This is a genomic window from Psychrobacter sp. UBA3962 (assembly GCF_002385225.1).
In the GTDB taxonomy this organism is placed as follows: Bacteria; Pseudomonadota; Gammaproteobacteria; order Pseudomonadales; family Moraxellaceae; genus Psychrobacter.
Window position 1 is genome coordinate 12,463 of the sequence record NZ_DGDC01000032.1, and the last position, 20,426, is coordinate 32,888.

A 20,426-nucleotide genomic window follows, 5' to 3' on the forward strand; every position below is an offset into this window, starting at 1 on the left:
AAAAAGTAACTTACTTACTATGGGATAGTATAACAGCTTTAAACGGCTTGTCCTAACAATATCTGTAGTTTTGGTTGGTTTGATGTAAAAAATGTAAATTTTAACTAATTAATTGGCTTAGAAAACAGTAATACAAAGACACATAAAGCAAAGAATGTCGTGGCAAATGACTGGCTGAAAGCTATATAGGGTTTAGGAATAACCAATTCTTCAGGACTGGCCGGCAGTCCAGAGCGTTTCAATAAGCGACTGCCATACACCCAGCCAGATAAGGCATAAATCCAGTAGGCTACCGGCACTGTCATCTCAATAGACTTGAAATCTAATAGGTAAACCACTGCAATAGAGACAAATAACCATAAAGTATCCACTACCGAGCTCACCTGGAAAAACTTTGATTTTGGCAGCTTACCCTCAGTTTTTTTTAGCATCTGCCCCTCTATCCAGATTAACAGCGCTACCCCTGCACTCAGGGCTATATAAATTGAGGGAAGATTAATATTAACAAGCCACTGGGTATCCATAATCTAAGTCGTTCCTTTTTTGTTTTCTGTTCGATTTTTAGTAATTTAGACATTAGAGTCTATATAGCGATTTTTTTGATTGCTTCAAGGGGCCGTCGTCTAACCTTAGAAACCTAGCATCAAAAAATCTAACATTAAAAAAGCTCATGCGTCTAAGACACATGAGCTTTAATCAATGCTAGCCCTGCTTACTTCATCACAGCTTATCACATAAACTGTGATAACAGCTATCTAAGCCCAGCCAGCACTTTTAGCTGACAACTAAAACTAAATTAGTTCTTTTCTTTATCGATGATTTTGTTACCACCAATCCAAGGCATCATAGCACGTAGCTTAGCACCAGTTTTCTCGATTTCATGATCGGCGTTGTTACGACGACGAGCGGTCATTGAAGGATAGTTAGTAGCACCTTCGTTGATGAACATCTTCGCATACTCACCAGACTGAATGCGTTTTAGAGCATTGCGCATGGCTTCACGTGACTGCTCGTTGATCACTTCAGGACCGGTTACGTATTCACCGTATTCAGCGTTGTTACTGATTGAATAGTTCATATCAGCGATACCGCCTTCATACATTAAGTCTACGATAAGCTTCAGCTCATGCAAGCACTCAAAGTAAGCCATTTCTGGAGCATAACCCGCTTCAGTTAGGGTTTCAAAGCCCATTTTAACCAGCTCTACTGCACCACCACAAAGGACAGCTTGCTCACCAAATAAGTCAGTTTCAGTTTCATCTTTAAAAGTAGTTTCGATAATACCTGAACGACCACCACCCACACCGGCTGCGTAAGATAAAGCCACTTGCTTAGCTTGACCTGAAGCATCTTGATAGATAGCGATTAGATCAGGGATACCACCGCCTTTAACGAACTCAGAACGTACTGTGTGACCTGGCGCTTTCGGAGCAACCATAATCACGTCTAGATCTTTACGTGGCACTACTTGGTTATAATGGATAGAGAAACCATGAGCAAATGCTAGAGTGGCGCCTTCCTTAATGTTTGGCTCAATAACGTCTTCGTATAAAGATTTTTGGAACTCATCTGGAGTTAGGATCATAACCACTTCAGCAGCTTGTACCGCTTCTGCAACTTCAGCTACTTTTAGGCCAGCATTTTCAGCTTTTTTCCATGAGCCTGAATCTGCACGTAGACCTACAGTTACATCAACACCTGAGTCTTGAAGGTTAAGCGCATGGGCGTGACCTTGTGAACCATAACCAATAATAGCTACTTTTTTGCCCTGGATGATTGATAAGTCACAATCTTTATCGTAATAAACGTTCATAATTTAGTCCTTTTAAATACTTTCAAATAGTTTTGAAAATAGAGGGTGGTGTTGAAATTCAACTTGTTAATTTTACAACTTTCAGATTAGCTCAAGCCTTTGCAAATAACTATTTAAACTGAAATCGACAAGGGCTTGAGCGATTACAAAATAAATTTACCAAATAAAACTACTACTAAATAAAACTACAGGCTGAGGGTACGCTCACCACGTAAGATACCAATCACACCTGAACGTACCACTTCTAAGATACGGTCACGGCCGATAACTTCGATAAAGCCGTCAAGCTTAGCCTCATCACCAACAATTTGAATGGTATAAAGGCTTGAAGTGACATCCACGATTTGAGCACGGAAGATATCTGCACTGCGCTTAACTTCCGCTCGAGCGCTGCCGGTAGCTCGTACTTTAATCAACATCAGCTCACGCTCTACGTGAGCATTGTCTGTTAAATCAATTACTTTAACTACTTCAATTAGCTTGTGCAAATGCTTAGTGATCTGTTCAATTTTGTCGGCACTGGCGTTGGTAGTCAATGTCAAACGCGAAATCGTTTCGTCTTCAGTAGGGGCTACGTTTAGGGTTTCGATGTTGTAACCACGCTGTGAAAACAATCCAACCAGACGTGATAGCGACCCAGCTTCGTTTTCCATTAGTACAGAGATTAAGTGTTGCATTAGGTACGCTCCCCCTTAGATAACCACATATCGCGCATAGACTGCCCTGCAACTTGCATTGGATATACGTGTTCATTACGATCCACGTAAACATCAATAAATACAAGTTTGTCTTTCATTGCCATTGCTTCAGCCAGTTGCTCATCTAACTTGGCTGGATCAGTAATTTTAATACCAACGTGGCCATAACTCTCTGCAAGCTTAACGAAGTCTGGTAGTGACTCCATATAAGAAGAGGCATGACGACCTTCATACAGCATATCCTGCCACTGTTTGACCATACCCAACTGAGCATTATTTAGGCATAAAATCTTAACCGGCAATCCATACTGGAAACAAGTAGACAGCTCTTGAATGTTCATCTGAATCGACCCTTCACCGGTGATACAGACCACATCACGCTCAGGCTCTACCAATTTGGCGGCCATTGCATACGGCAAGCCAACACCCATGGTGCCTAGACCACCTGAGTTCAACCACTGGCGAGGCTCATTATATTTGTAATAAAGCGCAGCAAACATCTGGTGCTGACCCACGTCACTGGTAATAATGGCATTACCATTGGTCACTTCATATAGCTTCTCAACAACAGCTTGCGGCTTCATGCCATTATCAGTACTGGTGTCATAACGTAGACCATGACGCTTGCGCCATTCATTAATCTGTGACCACCAGTCTAGCAAGGCAGGCTGATCCAACTGTTTATCATCGCCTTCTAGTAGCTGAAGCATATCCGTTAATACTGACTTCACATCACCTACGATTGGAATATCGGCATTAATGGTCTTTGAAATTGACGCAGGATCAATGTCGATATGAATGATAGTCGCACTTGGACAGAATTTTTTCACATCATTGGTTACGCGGTCATCAAAACGTGCACCTACTGCCAAAATAACATCAGCATGATGCATGGTCATGTTGGCTTCATAAGTACCATGCATGCCTAGCATACCCACGAACTGACGATCAGAGCCTGGGAAAGCCCCTAAGCCCATTAGCGTATTGGTAACGGGCAAGTTCAATTGACGTGCCAACTTGGTTAACTCTTCATGAGCATTACCCAAGATAACGCCACCCCCTGAATATAAAATTGGGCGCTTAGCTGCTAATAAAGTTTCAATCGCTTTTTTAATCTGACCACTATGGCCTTTTACTGAAGGCTGATAAGAGCGTAGGTTTACAGATTCTGGATAGTTGTATTCAAACTTCTCGTGCGGCGCAGTAGTGTCTTTTGGAATATCAATAACGACTGGACCTGGACGGCCAGACTGAGCGATATAAAATGCTTTTTTGATGATTTCAGGGATTTCACTGGCATGGCGTACTTGGAAACTGTGTTTCACGATAGGACGAGAAACCCCAACCATGTCTGTTTCTTGGAAGGCATCATCACCAATTAGGTGCTTAGGTACCTGACCTGAAATAATAACCATTGGAATTGAATCCATAAACGCAGTAGCGATGGCGGTTACCGTGTTGGTTGCACCAGGACCTGAAGTTGCTAGTACCACGCCTGTTTTACCAGTGCGACGTGAATAGGCATCTGCCATGTGACCCGCCGCTTGCTCATGGCGCACTAAGATATGTTCAATAGCATCTTGCTTAAAGATAGCATCATAAATATGTAGGACGGCACCACCTGGATAACCAAAAATATACTCGACGCCCTCGTCAATTAATGACTGGACAAGCATTTCACCGCCAGAGAGCATGATTGGCCCATCGCCATTTTCTAGAAGTTCACGCTTTTTACCAAAGTTAATGGCAGCGTGTGCGGTTTGGGTATGCCCTGTCATATTAGGGCTTTGGGTTGTTTGAGTCACTGTCATCACCTATTTTATTGCGGGATGTGATAAGGCTTTTATTATAAAAGTTGCTGGTCAGCAAAGCATACTCGTGGTATGCACCTAATACTTTAAATAGTCTGTTAAAAGATTCTTGACCTACTTTTAACTCTATTCAAACTTTCATTTTATTCATAATTTACAGCTCATATCCATAAAATTAAATAACCCTACAGACACGACAAAAAATACCAACAGGCATCAGCCATGTGATATGGGAACTTAAAAATACGGTGACGAAACGACGCTTAACAAAGCAATGTCTTATCAGAGAAATAAGAGCATTTTTAAGAATTTAACAAGATTGGTGTGCTATTGACTCAAAGCTGCATGGTTAAATGCCACTATTGAAACATACAAATCGGGTTAAAAAGTATAAAAAATTATACCCATCAAACTGAAGCTATCATAAGATTATGACTACTATTCAGAATGATTACTTAGTCGCTGTAGACCGATAAGTCCCTGAACTAATAACAGTAAAAGCAAACTGTCTAATTCATCACATCAAAAGAAGCCACCCTAAAGCGAATGGTAATTCAACAATAGTTGCTACTTTTTAGTTAACTAACTCGGTAGAGAAGGTTAACCGACTAATCATAATTCTATAATCCGTTGTTTTGATAGTTATGTCAACTAAATTTAATTCATGAGACACCATACCTAAATTTATCAATTGCGACTAAATGATAAATTTTTGGACATAAAAAAACCCAAGAGTGGAGTTACTCTTGGGTTTAATAAATAAATACAATGATAAAATGATAAAGCTCAATAAGCTGAACGGTGTTTTAGACCTTTTTTAGCTTTAGTAAACTCTATAAGGTAGACCGCTTCTACTGGCGTACTAAACGGCTAGGTTGCGGCAGTAAACTGCTATCACTAACGCGGCAAGGGTTAATGTCAATGCCACCACGACGAGTATACCAAGCACGAACCATCAGCTTTGAAGGACTATATCTTTGACTTAAATCAGCAAATATTTGCTCTACACACTGCTCATGAAAGCCATTATGCTGACGGAAGCTAAGAATGTAGGTTAATAATTTCGCTTCATCAATGTTCTGTGAGGTGCTAATATCTATCGCTAAAGTCCCCCAGTCCGGCTGATTAGTCACTGGACAATTACTGCGCAGCAAGTTTGAGTACAGTTGATACTGTTTCTCTGCTTGATCAAGCGAAGCACTAACGTCTGTATCCTCTGCTAGTAGGCTAGCATCAGGATGCTCAACCAGCTCAACTTTACCTGGTAAGTTATCTAATGCCTGATCGATACATTTGCCTTGAGGATGAGCAATTAAAAATCCTGAGTCAGCATCACTGCCAGAGCTAATGGCATCCAGACCAAACAGCGAGACTTGAACTTCGGCTCCAACACAAGCCGCCAAGTCTTTTGCTATGGTTTGCTCAACGGCTTCCCAGCTTTCAAATTCAGTAAAGTTTAAACTATTTAGATATAGCTTAAGTGACTTGGACTCAACGATGTTGGGTGAGCTGGCAGGTATGGCAAAGCGGGCAATCGCCATCTGTGAAATGCCTTGAGAATTCAACCAAGACACTTCAAAGGCATGCCACCAGTCTACCCCAACCTGTAACTTATCCTCTTGCCAATTAATTTCGTTACGGCCCATGGAGCGTGGGATTGCGTATAAAGTATCTGGTTGATAAGTTTTTGGGTAGCTGGTGCTCTCCCCTAATACACCATGAATACTCATAAGTAAGTCCTATCTTAAATATAAAATTAAAAGGTTATAGTCTTAAGCGAGAGCCGTTATCCAGTAGACGATAAGCAATGGCATAAAAAATCGCACAGAATACGAATATTGCGGCCATTGAGTACCAGACATTCACATCAGAATAACCCAAGATGCCGTAGCGGAATGAGTTAACCATATAAACAATCGGGTTCAATAGCGATATGTTTTGCCAAAATGGGGATAAGTTCTCTAAGGAATAAAACACCCCACCCAAATAAGTCAACGGGGTCAGCACGAAGCTTGGAATAATCGAAATGTCATCAAATGAGCGGGCAAATACTGCGTTAATAAATCCGCCCAATGAGAATAAAATAGAAGTTCCTAATACGGTAAACACCATAACAAAGAAGTGTTCGATCCCTAATTCAGTAAAGAACCGAGCCACAATAGAGACAATAATCGCAATCATAAGTCCCCGAAATACGCCGCCTCCAATATAGCCAATTAATATGGAATGTTTAGAGACCGGAGACACCAAGAGCTCTTCAATACTGGAAGTAAATTTGGCACTAAAGAAGCTTGAGACCACGTTAGAGTAACTGTTGGTAATGACCGACATCATAATTAGACCCGGTACAATGAACTGCATGTAAGGCACACCGCCCATTTCTCCCACACGTGAGCCAATCATTTTACCGAAAATAATAAAATACAAACTCATGGTAATCACAGGCGGCAGCAGGGTTTGTGGCCAAATACGTAAAATACGACGAATTTCTTTTATCAAGATAGTGCGAAAGGCAATCCACTTTTGAGCAAAAGTTAAGCCGTCATTATTTGTGGCGTTGCTAACAGGTTGATTATTGATGTTGCTCATAGTCCAGCCTCCTTCATACTATCTTTGCTTTGGACACCTTGTTCTACCAGACGCATAAATAGTTCTTCCAAGCGGTTGGCTTTATTGCGCATACTTGATACTTCGATGCCTTGCTGTGTTAATTGTTGGAACACCCCGTTTAAAGACTCGCCTTCCGTTAAAGTAACCTCAAGGGTTTGATTATCAGGCTGTGAATAAGAGGTGATACCGCTAATAGACACCTCACCTGACACGGGCTTTTTGAAATCTAATATAAAGGTCTCAATAGACAGCTGAGTTAGTAGCTCTTTCATTTCAGTGTTAATACGAATTTCACCATGGTCTAAAATGGCGATATAACGACACAACTGCTCTGCTTCTTCTAGGTAATGGGTAGTCAGGATAATGGTGGTTTTTTCTTCTTGATTAATCTGCTGCATGAACTCCCACATTGAGCGTCGCAGCTCAATATCCACCCCTGCAGTCGGCTCATCCAAAATAAGAAGCTTGGGCTTATGGATTAGCGCTCGGGCAATCATTAATCGACGCTTCATACCCCCTGAGAGTTCGCGGGCTTTATTATTACGTTTGTCCCAAAGCCCTAAAGCGGTCAGCAATTTTTTGGCTCTTGGTCTAGCCTCTTTTGCAGCAATGCCGAAGTAACCCGCTTGAGTAATTAAGATGTCTTCAACCTTCTCAAACTGGTTAAAGTTAAATTCTTGCGGAACGATACCTAAGTACTGCTTGGCAATTGAAGGGTTTTGTAATAAATCAGTACCAAATATTTTAACGCTACCTTCAGTAGGCTTAAATAACGAACTAATAATGCCGATCATGGTTGATTTCCCAGCACCATTAGGCCCTAGCAAAGCAAAAAAACCGCCTTGTGGTACAGTTAAATTCACGTTCTTTAAGGCAGTAAAACCATTGCCATAGACTTTAGATAGATTATTAATCTGTAATGCAGGCGTTGTATTAGTCATAAACTCACATCTTTATTAGCTTTTATAGTGGGGATGATAATGGCTATATATGGTGCCGAAAATCTATTCTTAAACCCACCTTGAGGCAAACATAGGCATTGATAATTTCAATCAATCATTGAAACAACAAAAGACGCTCACTTTACAGTAAGCGTCTTCGTTATACGCTATTAGCGTTAGAAGGTTCTAACCCAAGTTTCAATTAGGGCTGTAATAGAGCGCTAATCAGCTTGGGTTATAGCAAATAGCCGTTATGAAAGCCGTTCAGTCTTCAGCGATTAGCTAGACTGTTCAACCATATAATCAACAGCGTTTTGAACTTCTTCATCTGGAATGTCTGCACCACCACGGGCTGGCATAGCATTTAAGCCGTTGATAGCGTGATCATATAAAGTGTTCTTACCTTGTGCGATACGAGAACCCCATGCACCTGCATCACCAAACTTAGGCGCACCTAATACACCGCTGCCATGACAAGTTTGACAAATGGCTTCATAAACCGCTTTACCATCACGAACCTGACCTTCAACACCGGCACTTGAGGCAGTTAAAGTGATGTCACAGTTGTCATCACCGTCAAAGCAAACTTTACCGTAAGGCTGAATACGTTCAACAAGTTTTGGATATAAAGCGATTAACTTTTTAACTTGAGGAGTGTCCTCAGGAATAGGCTCTTCTTCCACTGGCTCTGCAGAGGCAGCAGCAGCTTCTCCATCGGCAGCAGCGGCATCAGTAGCCGCACCATCAGTAGCTGTCGCATCAGCAGCAGCTTCATCAGTAGCTTGTTCACCTGCTGCTGCATCTGTGGTTTCTGCTTTAGCATCAGTAGTCGCAGTAGCCGCTTCAGTGGTTTGCGCAGCTGGAGCAGCAGCGTCTTCAGCTTGGCTTAAAGAAATGCCTGATAGACCAAGGATGGCGGCGGCGGATAACATCACGATTTTTTTCATGCGTCACAATCTCTTTTTAGAGCGACTTCTCTGGGTGATTATCGCTAAATATAAGCAATCCCAAGATGTCGTGTATGATTGAGTGAATTGTTTTAACTTTTTAATATAAAACCAGTAATAAATTCTTTTCCCCAATATTATAATGGGAAAAGGGGGTTAAAAGCCATGTTTCAATGGTGACTCTTACGACAAAAGGCAGTTTTTGACCTAATTAAGTTACCCAATTATTACGAATGGTGCCTAATGTATCAAATTTTCGTAGGCTTTGTCATTTATTAAGCGTGATAACATTGGTTTTTTTGATGTATTTTGCTAGACTAGCGAGCTTGAGTGCGGTTATCGTTAGCAATTCAAAAGATTGTTTTTGAGTTAGAGAGCTAAAATTCACTCAATATTGCCAAAATATGCGCTTGTAGCTCAGTTGGATAGAGTATCGGTTTCCGAAGCCGAGGGTCGTGGGTTCGATTCCCGCCAAGCGCACCAACCCCCATCTTTCAGCATTACCTCTTATTACCTCTACCCCCTCAAAGCCTTTATTATACAAGACTTTAGTCTTTTAAGGTATCTTGTCATTACCTACTATCACCTATAGAATGTTGTACATAATGTTGTACATTGCAATTTATATCTTATAGGTGCAAAGATGAGTAAGAGAAAGAATTATTTGCTTTCTGATAATGGCGTTAAATCTATAGCTAAGCAGTCACCACCTGCCAAGCGTGTTAGATATTCTGATGGTGACAGCCTATCATTAATACATGACCCCCAAGGCGCTTTATATTGGGTAATGTCATATCGCTATCAATCTGACAAAGATATTAAGCCAAAACAAAAAACATATCATATTGGCTCATATAAGCCAGCAAGCCAGCAAGTGGATAGTCAATTCAAACCAGAGGTATCTTTAAAGCAGGCAAGAATTGAAAGAGATAAGGCTAAACAGTTATTAGCTGATGGTATTGATCCTAATGAGCAAAAAAGCAAAGCAAAAAACCAGTATGAGCAAAAAGACTTATTTAAAGTCATAGCTAGAGCTTATATCTCTGAGAAACAAGAAACCACTCCCAAAAATGTTCAAAAGCTTAAAGGCTTTCTGAATAATCACATTCTCAAGCATATCGGTGATTATCCGATTGGTGCTATCACAGCTCAAGATATTATCCAAACAGGCCTAGCCATTCAAAGTGACTTTGAGGCACAGGGCAAGCGTACCTCTGAGACTGCCCATAAGTGTATGGGATTAATCAGCTCTATTTATGAGTTTGCTATTAATACTCAAGGTTATGACATAGTTAATATTGCACATGGCAGAAACAAAGCCCTAAGACCTCATAAAGCTGAGGGCATGAAAGCAGTAGAGCAACACCAGTTTGCTGACCTACTTAGAAATATAGATGCCTATACTGACAACCACGCTAAAGCACACCCGCAAACAGTGGCAGGCTTACAGCTTATGGCGCTCTGTTTTGTACGTACTAAGGAATTAAGGCATTTTGAATGGTCAGAGATTGATTATCATAAAAACGTATGGCGCATACCTGCCCATAAGATGAAAATGAGACAAGATCACATTATCCCACTATCACCACAGGCAATGGAAATAATAGAGCGTATGAGGCCTATAACAGGCAATACAGGCTATGTGTTTTACAACTTTGATAGTGGTAAGCCTTATAGCGAGGGGTGGTTTAATCAGGCATTAAGGCGAATGGGCTACACTGGTGACCCCTATCCTAAAATGACAGGTCATGGCTTTAGGAAACTTGCCAGCACTGGCTTATATGAGCTTAAATTCTCATCTGATGTTATTGAAATACAGCTTGCACACTTAGAGCAAAGCAGTGTTAAAAAGAGATATGATACCTCTGAGCATCTGCCTGAGCGCCAAGTAATGATGAATGAATGGGCAAGCCATCTTGATGACTTGAGAGCTGGCAAGCCTGTTAAGTTTGATTTGCTTTCACCAAAAGAGCTTGATGAGGTTATGGCCAAGCGAGGTCGTAAAGCTACAGATATTATTACCCATGATACAGATATGCTCATTAATAGTTTACAAGTGCAAGGCGTATCGCCTGAATTAATTGAACAGCTAACAAAGCAGTTAAAAAACTAGAAATGCTCAGAAACATGACTGACAAAACTGACAAAACCCCATTGCAAGGCTAGGAGTAATTACCCGAACGACTGCCATTTACACCTTTAAGCAGTCACCGCCTTGCATCTTATTTATATAAAGGTGCAAAGGTGATTTATGAGTTTTCAGTACATTAAAGAGCCGTATGAGTTTATAGATATAGGCGTGACTAGCGAGAAAGAAGCAAATGAGAGTTTAGGTCATGCCTATCTATACGCAATATATAGTTATCATCAACTGGTCAGATTTAACCTATATTCAAAACATAAAAAAATAAGCACGTATCGCGACAATCCATGCTTGTCTAATAGAGATATTTTAGTAAATGACTTGTATGCAATTCTATCCAAGGTTTACTCTCAAGCTGAGCGCCTATATTCTACAAATTCAATTGCAACCAAGTACAACTGTGAGGAAATATTTCAAGGCTATAAGACTACAGACTTCACCAGGTCATTTACTATTGACAAGATTTTTAAAATACTATTACAAGCTACACTAGAACTCTACTTAACTTACATTTCTTATCTCAATAAAAACTATATAGCGTCTTTAGGATTTAAGGCTATATTCGATGAAACTAATAGTATGCTAACAGTACATTTAAAAAGCGTCAGAGCTGGAAAGATAGGTGGTAGTAAAAAAAGAGAGATATATAGTCCCGATAAGGAAAAAGCGCTTGCATATCATGATAAGTTTTTCATGAAAAGAAAGGATAACGGAAAATTCATTTATTCAAACGATGAAACAGCGAGAGAGATTATCGCGTATTTCAAAGCAAAAAATGACAGCCTTAATTATACCGAGCGCTCGCTATCTAATATAATCAGTAAGCATAGAAGCGCCATATCTAAAACTTAATTTATCATTTTACCCCCTTTAATGTCATTCAACACCCTCACATTCTGCAATAATTTTTTGTCTTAACTATATTCCTCCATAGCCAAGGGCATTACTGCCCATTCCTTTAATAGCTATGGAGTGAATAGCAATGAAAGTCAAAGATCAGTACCTAAGAATGTCAGACCTTGCCAACCAACCTGAGCGCAAGGCAAAAACCTACCAAACTAAAAACGGCCAAACTAGAACCGTTACAGCAAAACCTGCTACACGTGGCATTACTGGTTTCTCTGCCAAACACCTTTACCATCTAATCAATCAAAGCAAGTTCCCTGCCCCTATCAAAATTGGCAGAGCTAGCTTATGGCGTGTCTCTGATATTAACCAGTGGATAGAAAGTCATAGCACCTCAACTGATGTGGAGGGCGTGTAAGATGATGACCATAGCAAACAAAGCCATACACACTATAAACGGCACTCATTATTCAGCATTAGACTTATTTAATGCCAGTGGTGCTCAGAATAAAAACAGAGTTACCTACTTTTTAAAACAGAAACACATTAAAGAGATGCAAGGGGCTTATGAAGCTGAGCCCTATGATGTTGATATTCCAACATCAAAAAGAAAGGCCGTTATTATCGTAAGAGGCAAAGGCAAAAGACAAGGCACTTATCTATGTAGAGAGCTTGTGTATGCCTATGCTATGTGGATTAGCCCAGAGTTTGCCTTAGCTGTTATACGTGCATTTGATGACATGATGACACGCCAGCATAGCTATAAGCACTTGATGCAGTTACATAGAGAGTATGACTATGCAACGCTCGAGGCTGGCAAGGCAGGTTATGCCCTTAACTACTATGGCAAAAAGATTAAGCCTGCCATTAAAACTGAGATAGTGAAACTTGAGGCCATCGTACAGCCAGAGCTACCACTGGATCACTCTATCAGCATGGAGGGCGTATAACATGATTAAGGATAAGTTATTTGAGGCTCATTCTATTGCTGATGCTATGCCTAATCCACGCACAAAGCATGGCAGGCTTGATAAGAAGCTATGCACCTGCTTAGAGCTTACCGCCTTAGCAAGCAATCCAACAGGCTATAAAGTTGATACCAGCTATATCATAGATAGCCTTTACTATGAGTTAAGACAAGCTATTACTATGCTCAGATGCTTGCCAGCATACCGTAATGAGGTGCCCAAAGCTGACTATGAGCAGATTGATACAGGCGAACAACTTGAGGCTATTGAGCTATTGCATCGTATGAGTGATGAGCTACACAGTACCTCTTATCATGCTGATATCTTAGCTCACATAAGCAGAGATAAGAGAACAGACACATACCATAGCAAGCGTATAGATGACTCAATCAGATCGTTACAGATTGGCATTTATGATGCATTGGATAGCTTAGAGGGCGTAAGCCTGCCAGCAAGTGATAAGGAGGCTAAATAATGAGCTTACAACCTGACCACAGCCAAACAGATAAGATGCTGGCACTGCTTGCACCTAATACAGATAAGTTTGTATTCCAAGTGTTTGATGACAACACTGAGAGAAAAAAGGCCAACAAAGGATATGATATTTTTGCTAGAACACTGGCAGGCACGCTACAAGATAGGCATGAGCAACTAACACAGCTCAACAATAAGGGCGTAGGCGTGTATGTAACTATTAATGAGGTACAAGGTAGCAGGCGTTTAGCTGAAACAGTAACAGCTATCAGGGGCTTGTATGTTGATTTTGATACCCAAGATGCTGACAGAGTGAACCGCTTAACCAGCCTTGAATTAAAGCCCTCTATGATAGTAGAAAGCTCACCAAACAAGCATCATGCCTATTGGTTAGCTGATGGCCTGCCTATTGATAAATTTACTGAGTACCAAAAGAGGCTCATAGGTTTTTTTACTGGTACTGGTGATGCACCTGACAAAGCTATACATGACTTACCTAGAGTCATGAGGCTGGCAGGTTACTACCATGTAAAGGTTAAAGCTAAAGATGGTTTAACAGGTAAGCCGTTTATGACTAGAGTTGTTTACGAGGGTAAACGATATGAGGCAAGAGAGTTGATAGAGTGGCTTGATAGTATGGAGAGCTTGCCAGCCCTACCTATGATAGAGCAAGCAAGCAATAGCAAACATTACCAACACACGCCTACTATTTTACCTCAAGCTAAGCATGATAGCCAGTTAAGCACATTAACAGCCGATAAGGTAAGGGCGTTAAGTAGAGGCCATTGGTCATCTATTCTTAATGCTTTAGGCTATGGCGTAAGCAGTGACCCCAAAGCCCATACGCCCTGCCCTGTTTGCAGTGGCTCAGATCGCTTTAGATTTGATGATGAGCATGGTAAAGGTACATTTATATGCTCACAAGGTACAGGCGAACCCATATCAGGCGATGGCTTTAGCTTATTAGCTGACCATGCAGGAATGGGCGTAAGCAGTGCAATACAGGCTATTACAGGGGCTTTATCCGCTATGGGGCTAGTGTCACCCGATGACCTAAAGAGCACCATGGGCGGTGATTGGGACGCACCCAAAGCCATACTAACAGACCTGCCACCAGTCAAGACAATTACCAAGAATATGCTACCTGACAGCTTATGGCGTTATGTTGATAACCAAGCTGAGCGTTTAAGCGTACCGCATGAGTATGTAGCTATTCCATTAATTACCGCATTGGCTGGCATCATAGGTACTAAGGTAAGCATATTCCCTAAATTCTTAGATGATTGGGAAATAGTGCCAAACTTATGGGGTGCAATTATTGGTAACCCCTCAACTAAAAAGACACCCTCTATTAGTGCAGGCATGAAGCCATTACATAACCTCACTTATAAAGCTAAAGCTGAGTATGAGCAAGCACAAAAAGAGTTTGCAACATATAAGGAGATTAACAAGCATAAGGCCAAGGCTTTAGATGATGAGTTAAAAGCAATGGCTAAGAAACAAGCCAAGCAAGCTGATGATGATGAGGCCAAAGTAACTGATGATGATATGCTGGCCAAGGCTCAAGCCATAGCAGAGGCCACCAATGCTGATGAGTATGAGCCAAAGCTAAAGCGATACATAGCCAATGATAGCACCTATCAGAAACTAGGAGAGATGCTGAGCCAGACCAGCAACGGCCTTGTAATTGAGCGTGATGAGCTTACTGGCCTGCTTGCCTCATTAGATGGAGAAAGCAACTCAGAGGCTCGTAACTTCTACTTGGAGGCTTTTAACGGTACTGGCAGTCATATCATGGATAGGATTGGCAGGGGCTCAGTCTTTATTGAAAGCCATTGCCTATCCATCATAGGAGGCATACAGCCAAACAAGCTCGAGCGTTACTTAGAGAGAACCATTAAAGGCTTAGATAATGATGGCATGATGCAACGTTTCCAACTTGCCGTTTATCCTGATCATATGAAAGGGCGTAAAGAGAATGACATAGCACCTGATAAAGATATCAGGCAAGTAGTGTATGACCTGTTTGAAACAATAGATAACATGAGTGAGTGGGATTTTATTAACTATGGTGCAAATGAGTCCGATGAGTACCACAAACGGCCTTATTACCGCTTTAGTAAAGAGGCCTATGATGTGTTTATGCCTTGGTATGACCAGCTCAAAGCTGAGGCCGATGATGCTGAGCATAGCGTAATAGCTGAGCACATGACCAAGTACCCAAACACAGTAGCATCATTGGCTTTAATATTTCATCTAGTGGATTGCATAGAGTATCAAGCTAACTTAGGTGCAGTAAGCAAAACAGCTTTAAAGACTGCTATTGAGTGGCATCTGATGCTTGAAACGCACATGAATAGAATTTACAGCCTAGTTACTGACAGCTCAAACATTAAGGCCAGCTATCTAGCAGATAAGCTCAAAGCTATGGTTAAAAAGGGAGGTGATAAAGATGATAAAACAGATTGGCTATACTATGGCTTTACAGCTCGCCAGCTTATCCGTAGAGGGTGGAAAAGCCTTACCGATACAGATGAGGTGCTTAATGCTTTAGAGGTGCTTACTGAGCATGATTGGCTAAGATGGGAAACAGTAGAGAGCACTGGCCAAGGTGGTAGGCCTACTGAGCGTTATTACATTAACCCACGTATTAAAGAGCTCATATAGTTAGGTTTCGTCAGTTTTGTCAGTTGTGAATTGGGGCATTATTCAAAAATAGTGCCCTTTTTTATCTGACTTCAATCAGATACATTATTGTCAAAGATAAGAAACATTTAGTTCTAATTACAAATCATTAATATTCCTATACAATATTCAGAATTTTTTAATTAATGCTGAGTATCTTACATGAAGTTTAGAAAGGATATTAATGGCCTTAGAGCCTTTGCAGTAATTGCAGTTGTACTATTTCACTTTAATGCTTCTTGGATGCCAGGCGGTTTTGCTGGTGTTGACGTATTCTTTGTTATCTCTGGTTTTTTGATGACAGGGATTATTTTTAAAGGATTAGAGAACAATAACTTTTCAGTTCTAAATTTTTATGTTGCTCGAGCAAATAGAATTATTCCAGCACTTGCAGCCCTATGCTTAGCACTTCTAGTCTTTGGTTGGTTCTATCTAACACCCCTAGAGTATAAAGCATTGGGTAAACACGCTGCCAGCAGTGTAGGCTTCTTATCCAATGTAATTTATTGGCGTGAAGCAGGATATTTTGATGCTGCATCGCATGAGAAATGGCTACTACATACTTGGTCACTATCTGTCGAATGGCAATTTTATATTATCTATCCGCTAGTACTGCTTGTTTTAAAAAGAGTATTTAGCCTTAAAACATTAAAGTCACTAATCATAGCAGCTACAGTAGTAGGTTTTATATTCTCAGTTTACGCAACATATAAATGGCCAAGTGCATCTTACTACCTATTCCCAATGAGAGCGTGGGAGATGATGTTAGGTGGTGTTGCTTTTCTATATCCTATTAAACTGCAAGAAAATAATAAAAGGCTAGTAGAAATACTGGGCTTAGTATTAATTGTAGGTTCATATGTCTTTATTACTGGTGATGATCCATGGCCTGGTTACTTAGCACTGTTCCCTGTATTAGGTACTTTTTTAATTATCCAAGCTCAGCGTAATGAAAGTATCATAACTGGTAATATTTTATTCCAAAAACTAGGTGCTTGGTCTTATTCTATTTACTTATGGCACTGGCCCTTTGTTGTTGCTATTTATACATTCTCATTACCAAACCAATATATCTACATTGGAATGGCTTTATCCGTTTTACTTGGATATTTAAGTTATAAGTATATTGAACGCATTAGATTTCCTAGAAGCTTTCCTACTCTTCTAGGCTATCTTAAATGTAAGCCTATACATATATCTTTAATAATATTAATAGGAAGCACAGCAGTTTTTTATTCAGGAGGCAGCCCACTTAGCTTTAGACCAGGTGCTATTTCTGAAAGAGCAGTCTTCATAGATTATTATGCTAAACAAGAGAAAGAAAATAAATATGAAGACTATTGGTTAAAATGCGATATGTATTCAGCTCATAATAAAAGCAAAGAGTACAATTTAGACAGTAGTTGTATTAATACGTCATCATCGGATGGCGTTTTGTTATGGGGAGACTCACATGCACAGGCGCTATCTTTAGGTCTCAGAGAGCTATTTCAAGAAAGAAATATAGGTTTCTCTCAAGTTACATCCTCTGGCTGTAGACCTTCTTTAAAACCAGATATATATGAAAGAGCTGAGTTAAGTGAGCCTTGTAACTATGCTAATAAGAAAGCACTTGATACTATCAATCAAATCCATCCTAAGTTGATAATAATTGCTCAAAAAGATCAACATGATAAACAGGATTGGAAAGAGCTCAGTACAAAAATCTCTAAGATATCTGATGCAGAGTTATTAGTAATAGGCCCTGTTTCTCAGTGGGAGAAAAGTCTACCTAGCATTGTAGTTCAGCCAAACCATTGGAAAACCAAAGAGCTTTTCATAGAAGATAAAAATCTAAATAACGATGTGATTCTTACCGATCAAGCAATGAGGTCATTAGCTGAAGAATCAGAATTTCAATATATTTCATTAATAAGTAAGCTCTGCATAAAAAACACGGATGAGAATATAAAGTGTCGAGTTTATACAAATGATCAAAAGCTAATTCAGACAGATTATGGTCATTTAAGTAGAGAAGGATCAAGATTTATAGTCAGGAATATTATAGAAAAACCTTTATTAAATATCTACTATACCAATAAATAACTATTACTACTTTACGACTCAAATGTAATTAAGTTAATTAGGGCATTATTCAAAAATAGTGCCCTTTTTTGTGTCTGTTAATAGGTTTTGTCAGTGCCATATCTGAGCATATTGATAAATTTTAAGGTTAAATTGTTTAAAAAATGAGCAATCATACCTATTATTGTTATAATATAACAAAAGTATTAATTATTTAGATAACGATTATGCCAAAACTAGCAAACACACCTACCCTTAACAATTATTCTAAACTACCTATTAGCTCATATCGTGACTACCTCAAACAGCATGGCCTAGTTAAGACTGTAACCATATCTTATAACTACCTAGGCAATGACCACAGCATAACTATTAATATCAGTAACACACCTTGCACCTATGGTGGGCATCGTCATTGGTGGCATTGCCCTAAGTGTGGCAGGCGTGTAGCAGTCTTATACTTCAATCAATCCTACCAGTGCAGGCATTGCATAGGCCTTAACTATCAATCACAACTACAACAGCCAGTTGATAAGCTACTCAAGCGTGTAGCAGTCATTAGAGAGCGTTTAGGCTGGCCTCAAGGCATTGTTAATGGTCATGGTGGTAAGCCTCGAGGTATGTGGCAAAAGACCTATAACAGGCTAGTTAATGAGCATGATGAGATAGCACAACAGATAATAGAGAGGTTAATATAATGGCATACTTACCAACACTAGATGACCTTATCCAAGATTTACAGTTAGCTAAAGAGATTGCGATAAAAAATGAGAATGTTAATGGCCTCATTAATAGTGTGATGAGTCAGGCCAAGCTTTTAGGTTATGATCAGCCACAGCCTGCCAATGAGCCAAGCGAGGTAAGCTTGCTGAGTGATCTGATTGATGAGCTATCAAGTGAGGTGAATAATGACAAAGCTGACTATTGATGATTTAATAGCTGAGCTTGATGAGGCAAGGCACATAGCCAAGGAGAATGGCAACCCTACTGCCATGATAAGTGCAACTATGAGTAAGGCCAAGATATGTGGCTTGGATAGTGGCATTGATGATAGCAACACAAACAGCATAGGAGCTATCAAGGTGAGCGTACAAACTATTGATGCTAGGAAACATTGATTAAATTACAAATGGTAACAATATTTTTTATCTACCTTTACTCAATCAAGAAGCACTATAAAACGTCAGTAGCACTTGCTAAATGTTGTACATAATGTTGTGCATATGATTTAATAAAACTCCAAAACCCTTTGTATTAAAGGCCTTCATAGTTTAGATTGACTCCCGCCAAGCGCACCATCTTCTGTAAGTCTGTATTATCTCTACATCCCTTCCCGCTTGCAATAAAAAACGAGCCTAGCTAAACACATTATAAAATAGGGCTCGCAAAGCCCATCGTAGGTTCTTATAGTGGACTACTTATTACGATTCTGAGAGCGCAGTTTTCTACTTACTACTAAACAACTTACCCCCAAAACCACCACCATTTTTTTGTCCGCTAAGGTATGTGTGATATTCTTTAGGGAACTACCCAAAACCCTCTCTTTAATTAAAGCTCTCTCTCTTAAAGCTTGTACAGCCAATCCAGTGAACTGTTTGCCCCGAGCAACCACAGCTGAATATCTACCTTCCTTTTGCTTATCCTGAGTTACCTTTTGGCTAGACTTTATCCTGGCCTTAATGTGCTTTTCCGCTTGAGAAGCAGGCTTTGCTGCGACAATCGCTTGTCCGTTAGCATCATATTTTTTAGAAGCACTGCTGATTCCATATTTTGGCTTTAATTCAGCACCATAATCCTTGGGTTGGTTCTTGAGCTGCTCAGCAGATTGGCACTGCTGTAAGCGCTGAATATAGTCTTGCTCAGCTTGTTGCCAAACCTCTGCATATAGCTGATTCAAAGTGCTGTGCTGCTTTGGTTCACCATATAAGTTGACCAGCATTTTGGCATCGGTTTTGGTTAGCAATTTTAGTTGCTCATACCCTAATTGCTGATAGTCAACTGGCAGGTCAGCCACTAGCCCGCCTGGTATTTGCTCAAATACTTTAAAAGCAGGCTCTTCTATGCTTTCACATTGCTTTGGACAAAAAGACTCCCAGGCTGCAAGATGATACAGAGACAACAGATCAGACTTATAATCCAAATTGGCTTTGTTTTTATCTCGAATTATGGCTCTAAGGGCAAGTACGGATTCTTTAAAACCGATGGGCCAAGGCAAAAACTGTTGAGCGACTTGGTATCTTTGATTGGGATCCTCCCTGTGCTTTTTTATATAGTTGGACCAAGATAAAAAACCGGTATCTGGTCTACTCTCTGCCCTTAACTCAACATCCTGTAGAGTTTTTTCTTGTTGCCATCGCATAGTAACGTGAGCCTGTAAATTTAATGAATAAAAAAATGATCTATATTGAGCTCAGTAAATGAGCCTC

At 40.2% G+C, this 20,426-nt stretch carries 18 protein-coding genes and 1 tRNA gene; 10 read left to right on the plus strand and 9 right to left on the minus strand.

What is annotated here, in order from left to right; genetic code table 11:
- Window positions 1–104: 104 nt before the first annotated feature.
- The 8 genes from B3S92_RS07935 to B3S92_RS07970 all read right to left on the minus strand — a co-directional run bounded on the left by B3S92_RS07935 (window position 105) and on the right by B3S92_RS07970 (window position 8,820).
- The gene (locus tag B3S92_RS07935; protein WP_296204666.1) at window positions 105–524 is read right to left on the minus strand and encodes a hypothetical protein; all 420 of its coding nucleotides are present in this window, start codon (window positions 522–524) and stop codon (window positions 105–107) included.
- Window positions 525–796: 272 nt separating this feature from the next.
- The gene (gene ilvC, locus B3S92_RS07940) at window positions 797–1,813 is read right to left on the minus strand and encodes a ketol-acid reductoisomerase (RefSeq protein ID WP_077451191.1); all 1,017 of its coding nucleotides are present in this window, start codon (window positions 1,811–1,813) and stop codon (window positions 797–799) included.
- A gap of 185 nt (window positions 1,814–1,998) precedes the next feature.
- Window positions 1,999–2,490: an acetolactate synthase small subunit gene (gene ilvN, locus B3S92_RS07945; protein ID WP_077451190.1), complete on the minus strand. Its 492-nt coding sequence runs from the start codon at window positions 2,488–2,490 to the stop codon at window positions 1,999–2,001.
- Complete coding sequence (locus B3S92_RS07950) at window positions 2,490–4,205, minus strand: acetolactate synthase 3 large subunit (protein ID WP_296204727.1); 1,716 nt, start codon at window positions 4,203–4,205, stop codon at window positions 2,490–2,492. The genes ilvN and B3S92_RS07950 overlap by 1 nt, the downstream gene beginning before the upstream one ends.
- 968 nt (window positions 4,206–5,173) lie before the next feature.
- Window positions 5,174–6,052, minus strand: coding sequence for an NADPH-dependent 7-cyano-7-deazaguanine reductase QueF (queF, locus tag B3S92_RS07955; RefSeq protein WP_296204674.1), 879 nt, complete (start codon window positions 6,050–6,052; stop codon window positions 5,174–5,176).
- A gap of 34 nt (window positions 6,053–6,086) precedes the next feature.
- On the minus strand, window positions 6,087–6,911 hold the full coding sequence (locus B3S92_RS07960) for an ABC transporter permease (RefSeq protein ID WP_296204677.1): 825 nt from the start codon (window positions 6,909–6,911) through the stop codon (window positions 6,087–6,089).
- The gene (locus tag B3S92_RS07965) at window positions 6,908–7,873 is read right to left on the minus strand and encodes an ABC transporter ATP-binding protein (protein WP_296204679.1); all 966 of its coding nucleotides are present in this window, start codon (window positions 7,871–7,873) and stop codon (window positions 6,908–6,910) included. Before B3S92_RS07965 ends, B3S92_RS07960 begins: the two co-directional genes overlap by 4 nt.
- Before the next feature lie 278 nt (window positions 7,874–8,151).
- Window positions 8,152–8,820, minus strand: a complete 669-nt coding sequence (locus B3S92_RS07970) for a c-type cytochrome (RefSeq protein ID WP_296204681.1) — start codon at window positions 8,818–8,820, stop codon at window positions 8,152–8,154.
- A 406-nt stretch (window positions 8,821–9,226) separates the two neighbouring features.
- On the opposite strand from B3S92_RS07970, the gene B3S92_RS07975 reads away from it, so the two are divergent.
- The 10 genes from B3S92_RS07975 (at window position 9,227) to B3S92_RS08020 (ending at window position 19,118) form a co-directional block, all read left to right on the plus strand.
- A tRNA-Arg gene (locus B3S92_RS07975) sits at window positions 9,227–9,303 on the plus strand.
- Between the two features lie 160 nt (window positions 9,304–9,463).
- Window positions 9,464–10,933 (plus strand): tyrosine-type recombinase/integrase, encoded by a 1,470-nt coding sequence (locus B3S92_RS07980; protein WP_296204682.1) that lies wholly within the window; start codon window positions 9,464–9,466, stop codon window positions 10,931–10,933.
- A 138-nt stretch (window positions 10,934–11,071) separates the two neighbouring features.
- Window positions 11,072–11,815 carry a hypothetical protein gene (locus B3S92_RS07985; RefSeq protein ID WP_296204684.1) on the plus strand — a complete coding sequence of 248 codons (744 nt, stop codon included), beginning with the start codon at window positions 11,072–11,074 and terminating at the stop codon, window positions 11,813–11,815.
- Between the two features lie 130 nt (window positions 11,816–11,945).
- Complete coding sequence (locus tag B3S92_RS07990; protein ID WP_296204687.1) at window positions 11,946–12,227, plus strand: helix-turn-helix transcriptional regulator; 282 nt, start codon at window positions 11,946–11,948, stop codon at window positions 12,225–12,227.
- 1 nt (window position 12,228) lies between these two features.
- On the plus strand, window positions 12,229–12,759 hold the full coding sequence (locus B3S92_RS07995) for a KilA-N domain-containing protein (protein WP_296204690.1): 531 nt from the start codon (window positions 12,229–12,231) through the stop codon (window positions 12,757–12,759).
- A gap of 1 nt (window position 12,760) precedes the next feature.
- Window positions 12,761–13,252, plus strand: a complete 492-nt coding sequence (locus B3S92_RS08000) for a hypothetical protein (protein WP_296204692.1) — start codon at window positions 12,761–12,763, stop codon at window positions 13,250–13,252.
- Window positions 13,252–15,918 carry a DUF3987 domain-containing protein gene (locus B3S92_RS08005; protein WP_296204694.1) on the plus strand — a complete coding sequence of 889 codons (2,667 nt, stop codon included), beginning with the start codon at window positions 13,252–13,254 and terminating at the stop codon, window positions 15,916–15,918. The genes B3S92_RS08000 and B3S92_RS08005 overlap by 1 nt, the downstream gene beginning before the upstream one ends.
- A 180-nt stretch (window positions 15,919–16,098) precedes the next feature.
- Window positions 16,099–18,021 carry an acyltransferase family protein gene (locus B3S92_RS08010; protein ID WP_296204697.1) on the plus strand — a complete coding sequence of 641 codons (1,923 nt, stop codon included), beginning with the start codon at window positions 16,099–16,101 and terminating at the stop codon, window positions 18,019–18,021.
- Between the two features lie 676 nt (window positions 18,022–18,697).
- A complete protein-coding gene (locus tag B3S92_RS08015) occupies window positions 18,698–18,928 on the plus strand; it encodes a hypothetical protein (RefSeq protein WP_296204699.1) in 231 nt (76 codons plus the stop codon).
- Complete coding sequence (locus tag B3S92_RS08020) at window positions 18,909–19,118, plus strand: hypothetical protein (RefSeq protein ID WP_296204701.1); 210 nt, start codon at window positions 18,909–18,911, stop codon at window positions 19,116–19,118. The genes B3S92_RS08015 and B3S92_RS08020 overlap by 20 nt, the downstream gene beginning before the upstream one ends.
- Window positions 19,119–19,414: 296 nt before the next feature.
- Here the strand turns inward: B3S92_RS08020 and B3S92_RS08025 are convergent, their stop codons facing one another.
- Entirely contained in the window at window positions 19,415–20,359 is a 945-nt protein-coding gene (locus B3S92_RS08025) for a hypothetical protein (protein ID WP_296204704.1), read from the minus strand.
- Window positions 20,360–20,426 lie beyond the last annotated feature (67 nt).

Coding starts and splice junctions, on each gene's coding strand:
- B3S92_RS08010 (WP_296204697.1), top strand. CDS start 16,099: ATGAAGTTTAGAAAGGATATTAATGGCCTTAGAGCCTTTGCAGTAATT.
- B3S92_RS08020 (WP_296204701.1), top strand. CDS start 18,909: ATGACAAAGCTGACTATTGATGATTTAATAGCTGAGCTTGATGAGGCA.
- B3S92_RS07965 (WP_296204679.1), bottom strand. CDS start 7,873: ATGACTAATACAACGCCTGCATTACAGATTAATAATCTATCTAAAGTC.
- queF (WP_296204674.1), bottom strand. CDS start 6,052: ATGAGTATTCATGGTGTATTAGGGGAGAGCACCAGCTACCCAAAAACT.
- B3S92_RS08025 (WP_296204704.1), bottom strand. CDS start 20,359: ATGCGATGGCAACAAGAAAAAACTCTACAGGATGTTGAGTTAAGGGCA.
- ilvN (WP_077451190.1), bottom strand. CDS start 2,490: ATGCAACACTTAATCTCTGTACTAATGGAAAACGAAGCTGGGTCGCTA.
- B3S92_RS08000 (WP_296204692.1), top strand. CDS start 12,761: ATGATTAAGGATAAGTTATTTGAGGCTCATTCTATTGCTGATGCTATG.
- B3S92_RS08015 (WP_296204699.1), top strand. CDS start 18,698: ATGGCATACTTACCAACACTAGATGACCTTATCCAAGATTTACAGTTA.
- B3S92_RS07980 (WP_296204682.1), top strand. CDS start 9,464: ATGAGTAAGAGAAAGAATTATTTGCTTTCTGATAATGGCGTTAAATCT.
- ilvC (WP_077451191.1), bottom strand. CDS start 1,813: ATGAACGTTTATTACGATAAAGATTGTGACTTATCAATCATCCAGGGC.
- B3S92_RS07990 (WP_296204687.1), top strand. CDS start 11,946: ATGAAAGTCAAAGATCAGTACCTAAGAATGTCAGACCTTGCCAACCAA.
- B3S92_RS07985 (WP_296204684.1), top strand. CDS start 11,072: ATGAGTTTTCAGTACATTAAAGAGCCGTATGAGTTTATAGATATAGGC.
- B3S92_RS07935 (WP_296204666.1), bottom strand. CDS start 524: ATGGATACCCAGTGGCTTGTTAATATTAATCTTCCCTCAATTTATATA.
- B3S92_RS07995 (WP_296204690.1), top strand. CDS start 12,229: ATGATGACCATAGCAAACAAAGCCATACACACTATAAACGGCACTCAT.
- B3S92_RS07970 (WP_296204681.1), bottom strand. CDS start 8,820: ATGAAAAAAATCGTGATGTTATCCGCCGCCGCCATCCTTGGTCTATCA.
- B3S92_RS08005 (WP_296204694.1), top strand. CDS start 13,252: ATGAGCTTACAACCTGACCACAGCCAAACAGATAAGATGCTGGCACTG.
- B3S92_RS07950 (WP_296204727.1), bottom strand. CDS start 4,205: ATGCTCTCTGGCGGTGAAATGCTTGTCCAGTCATTAATTGACGAGGGC.
- B3S92_RS07960 (WP_296204677.1), bottom strand. CDS start 6,911: ATGAGCAACATCAATAATCAACCTGTTAGCAACGCCACAAATAATGAC.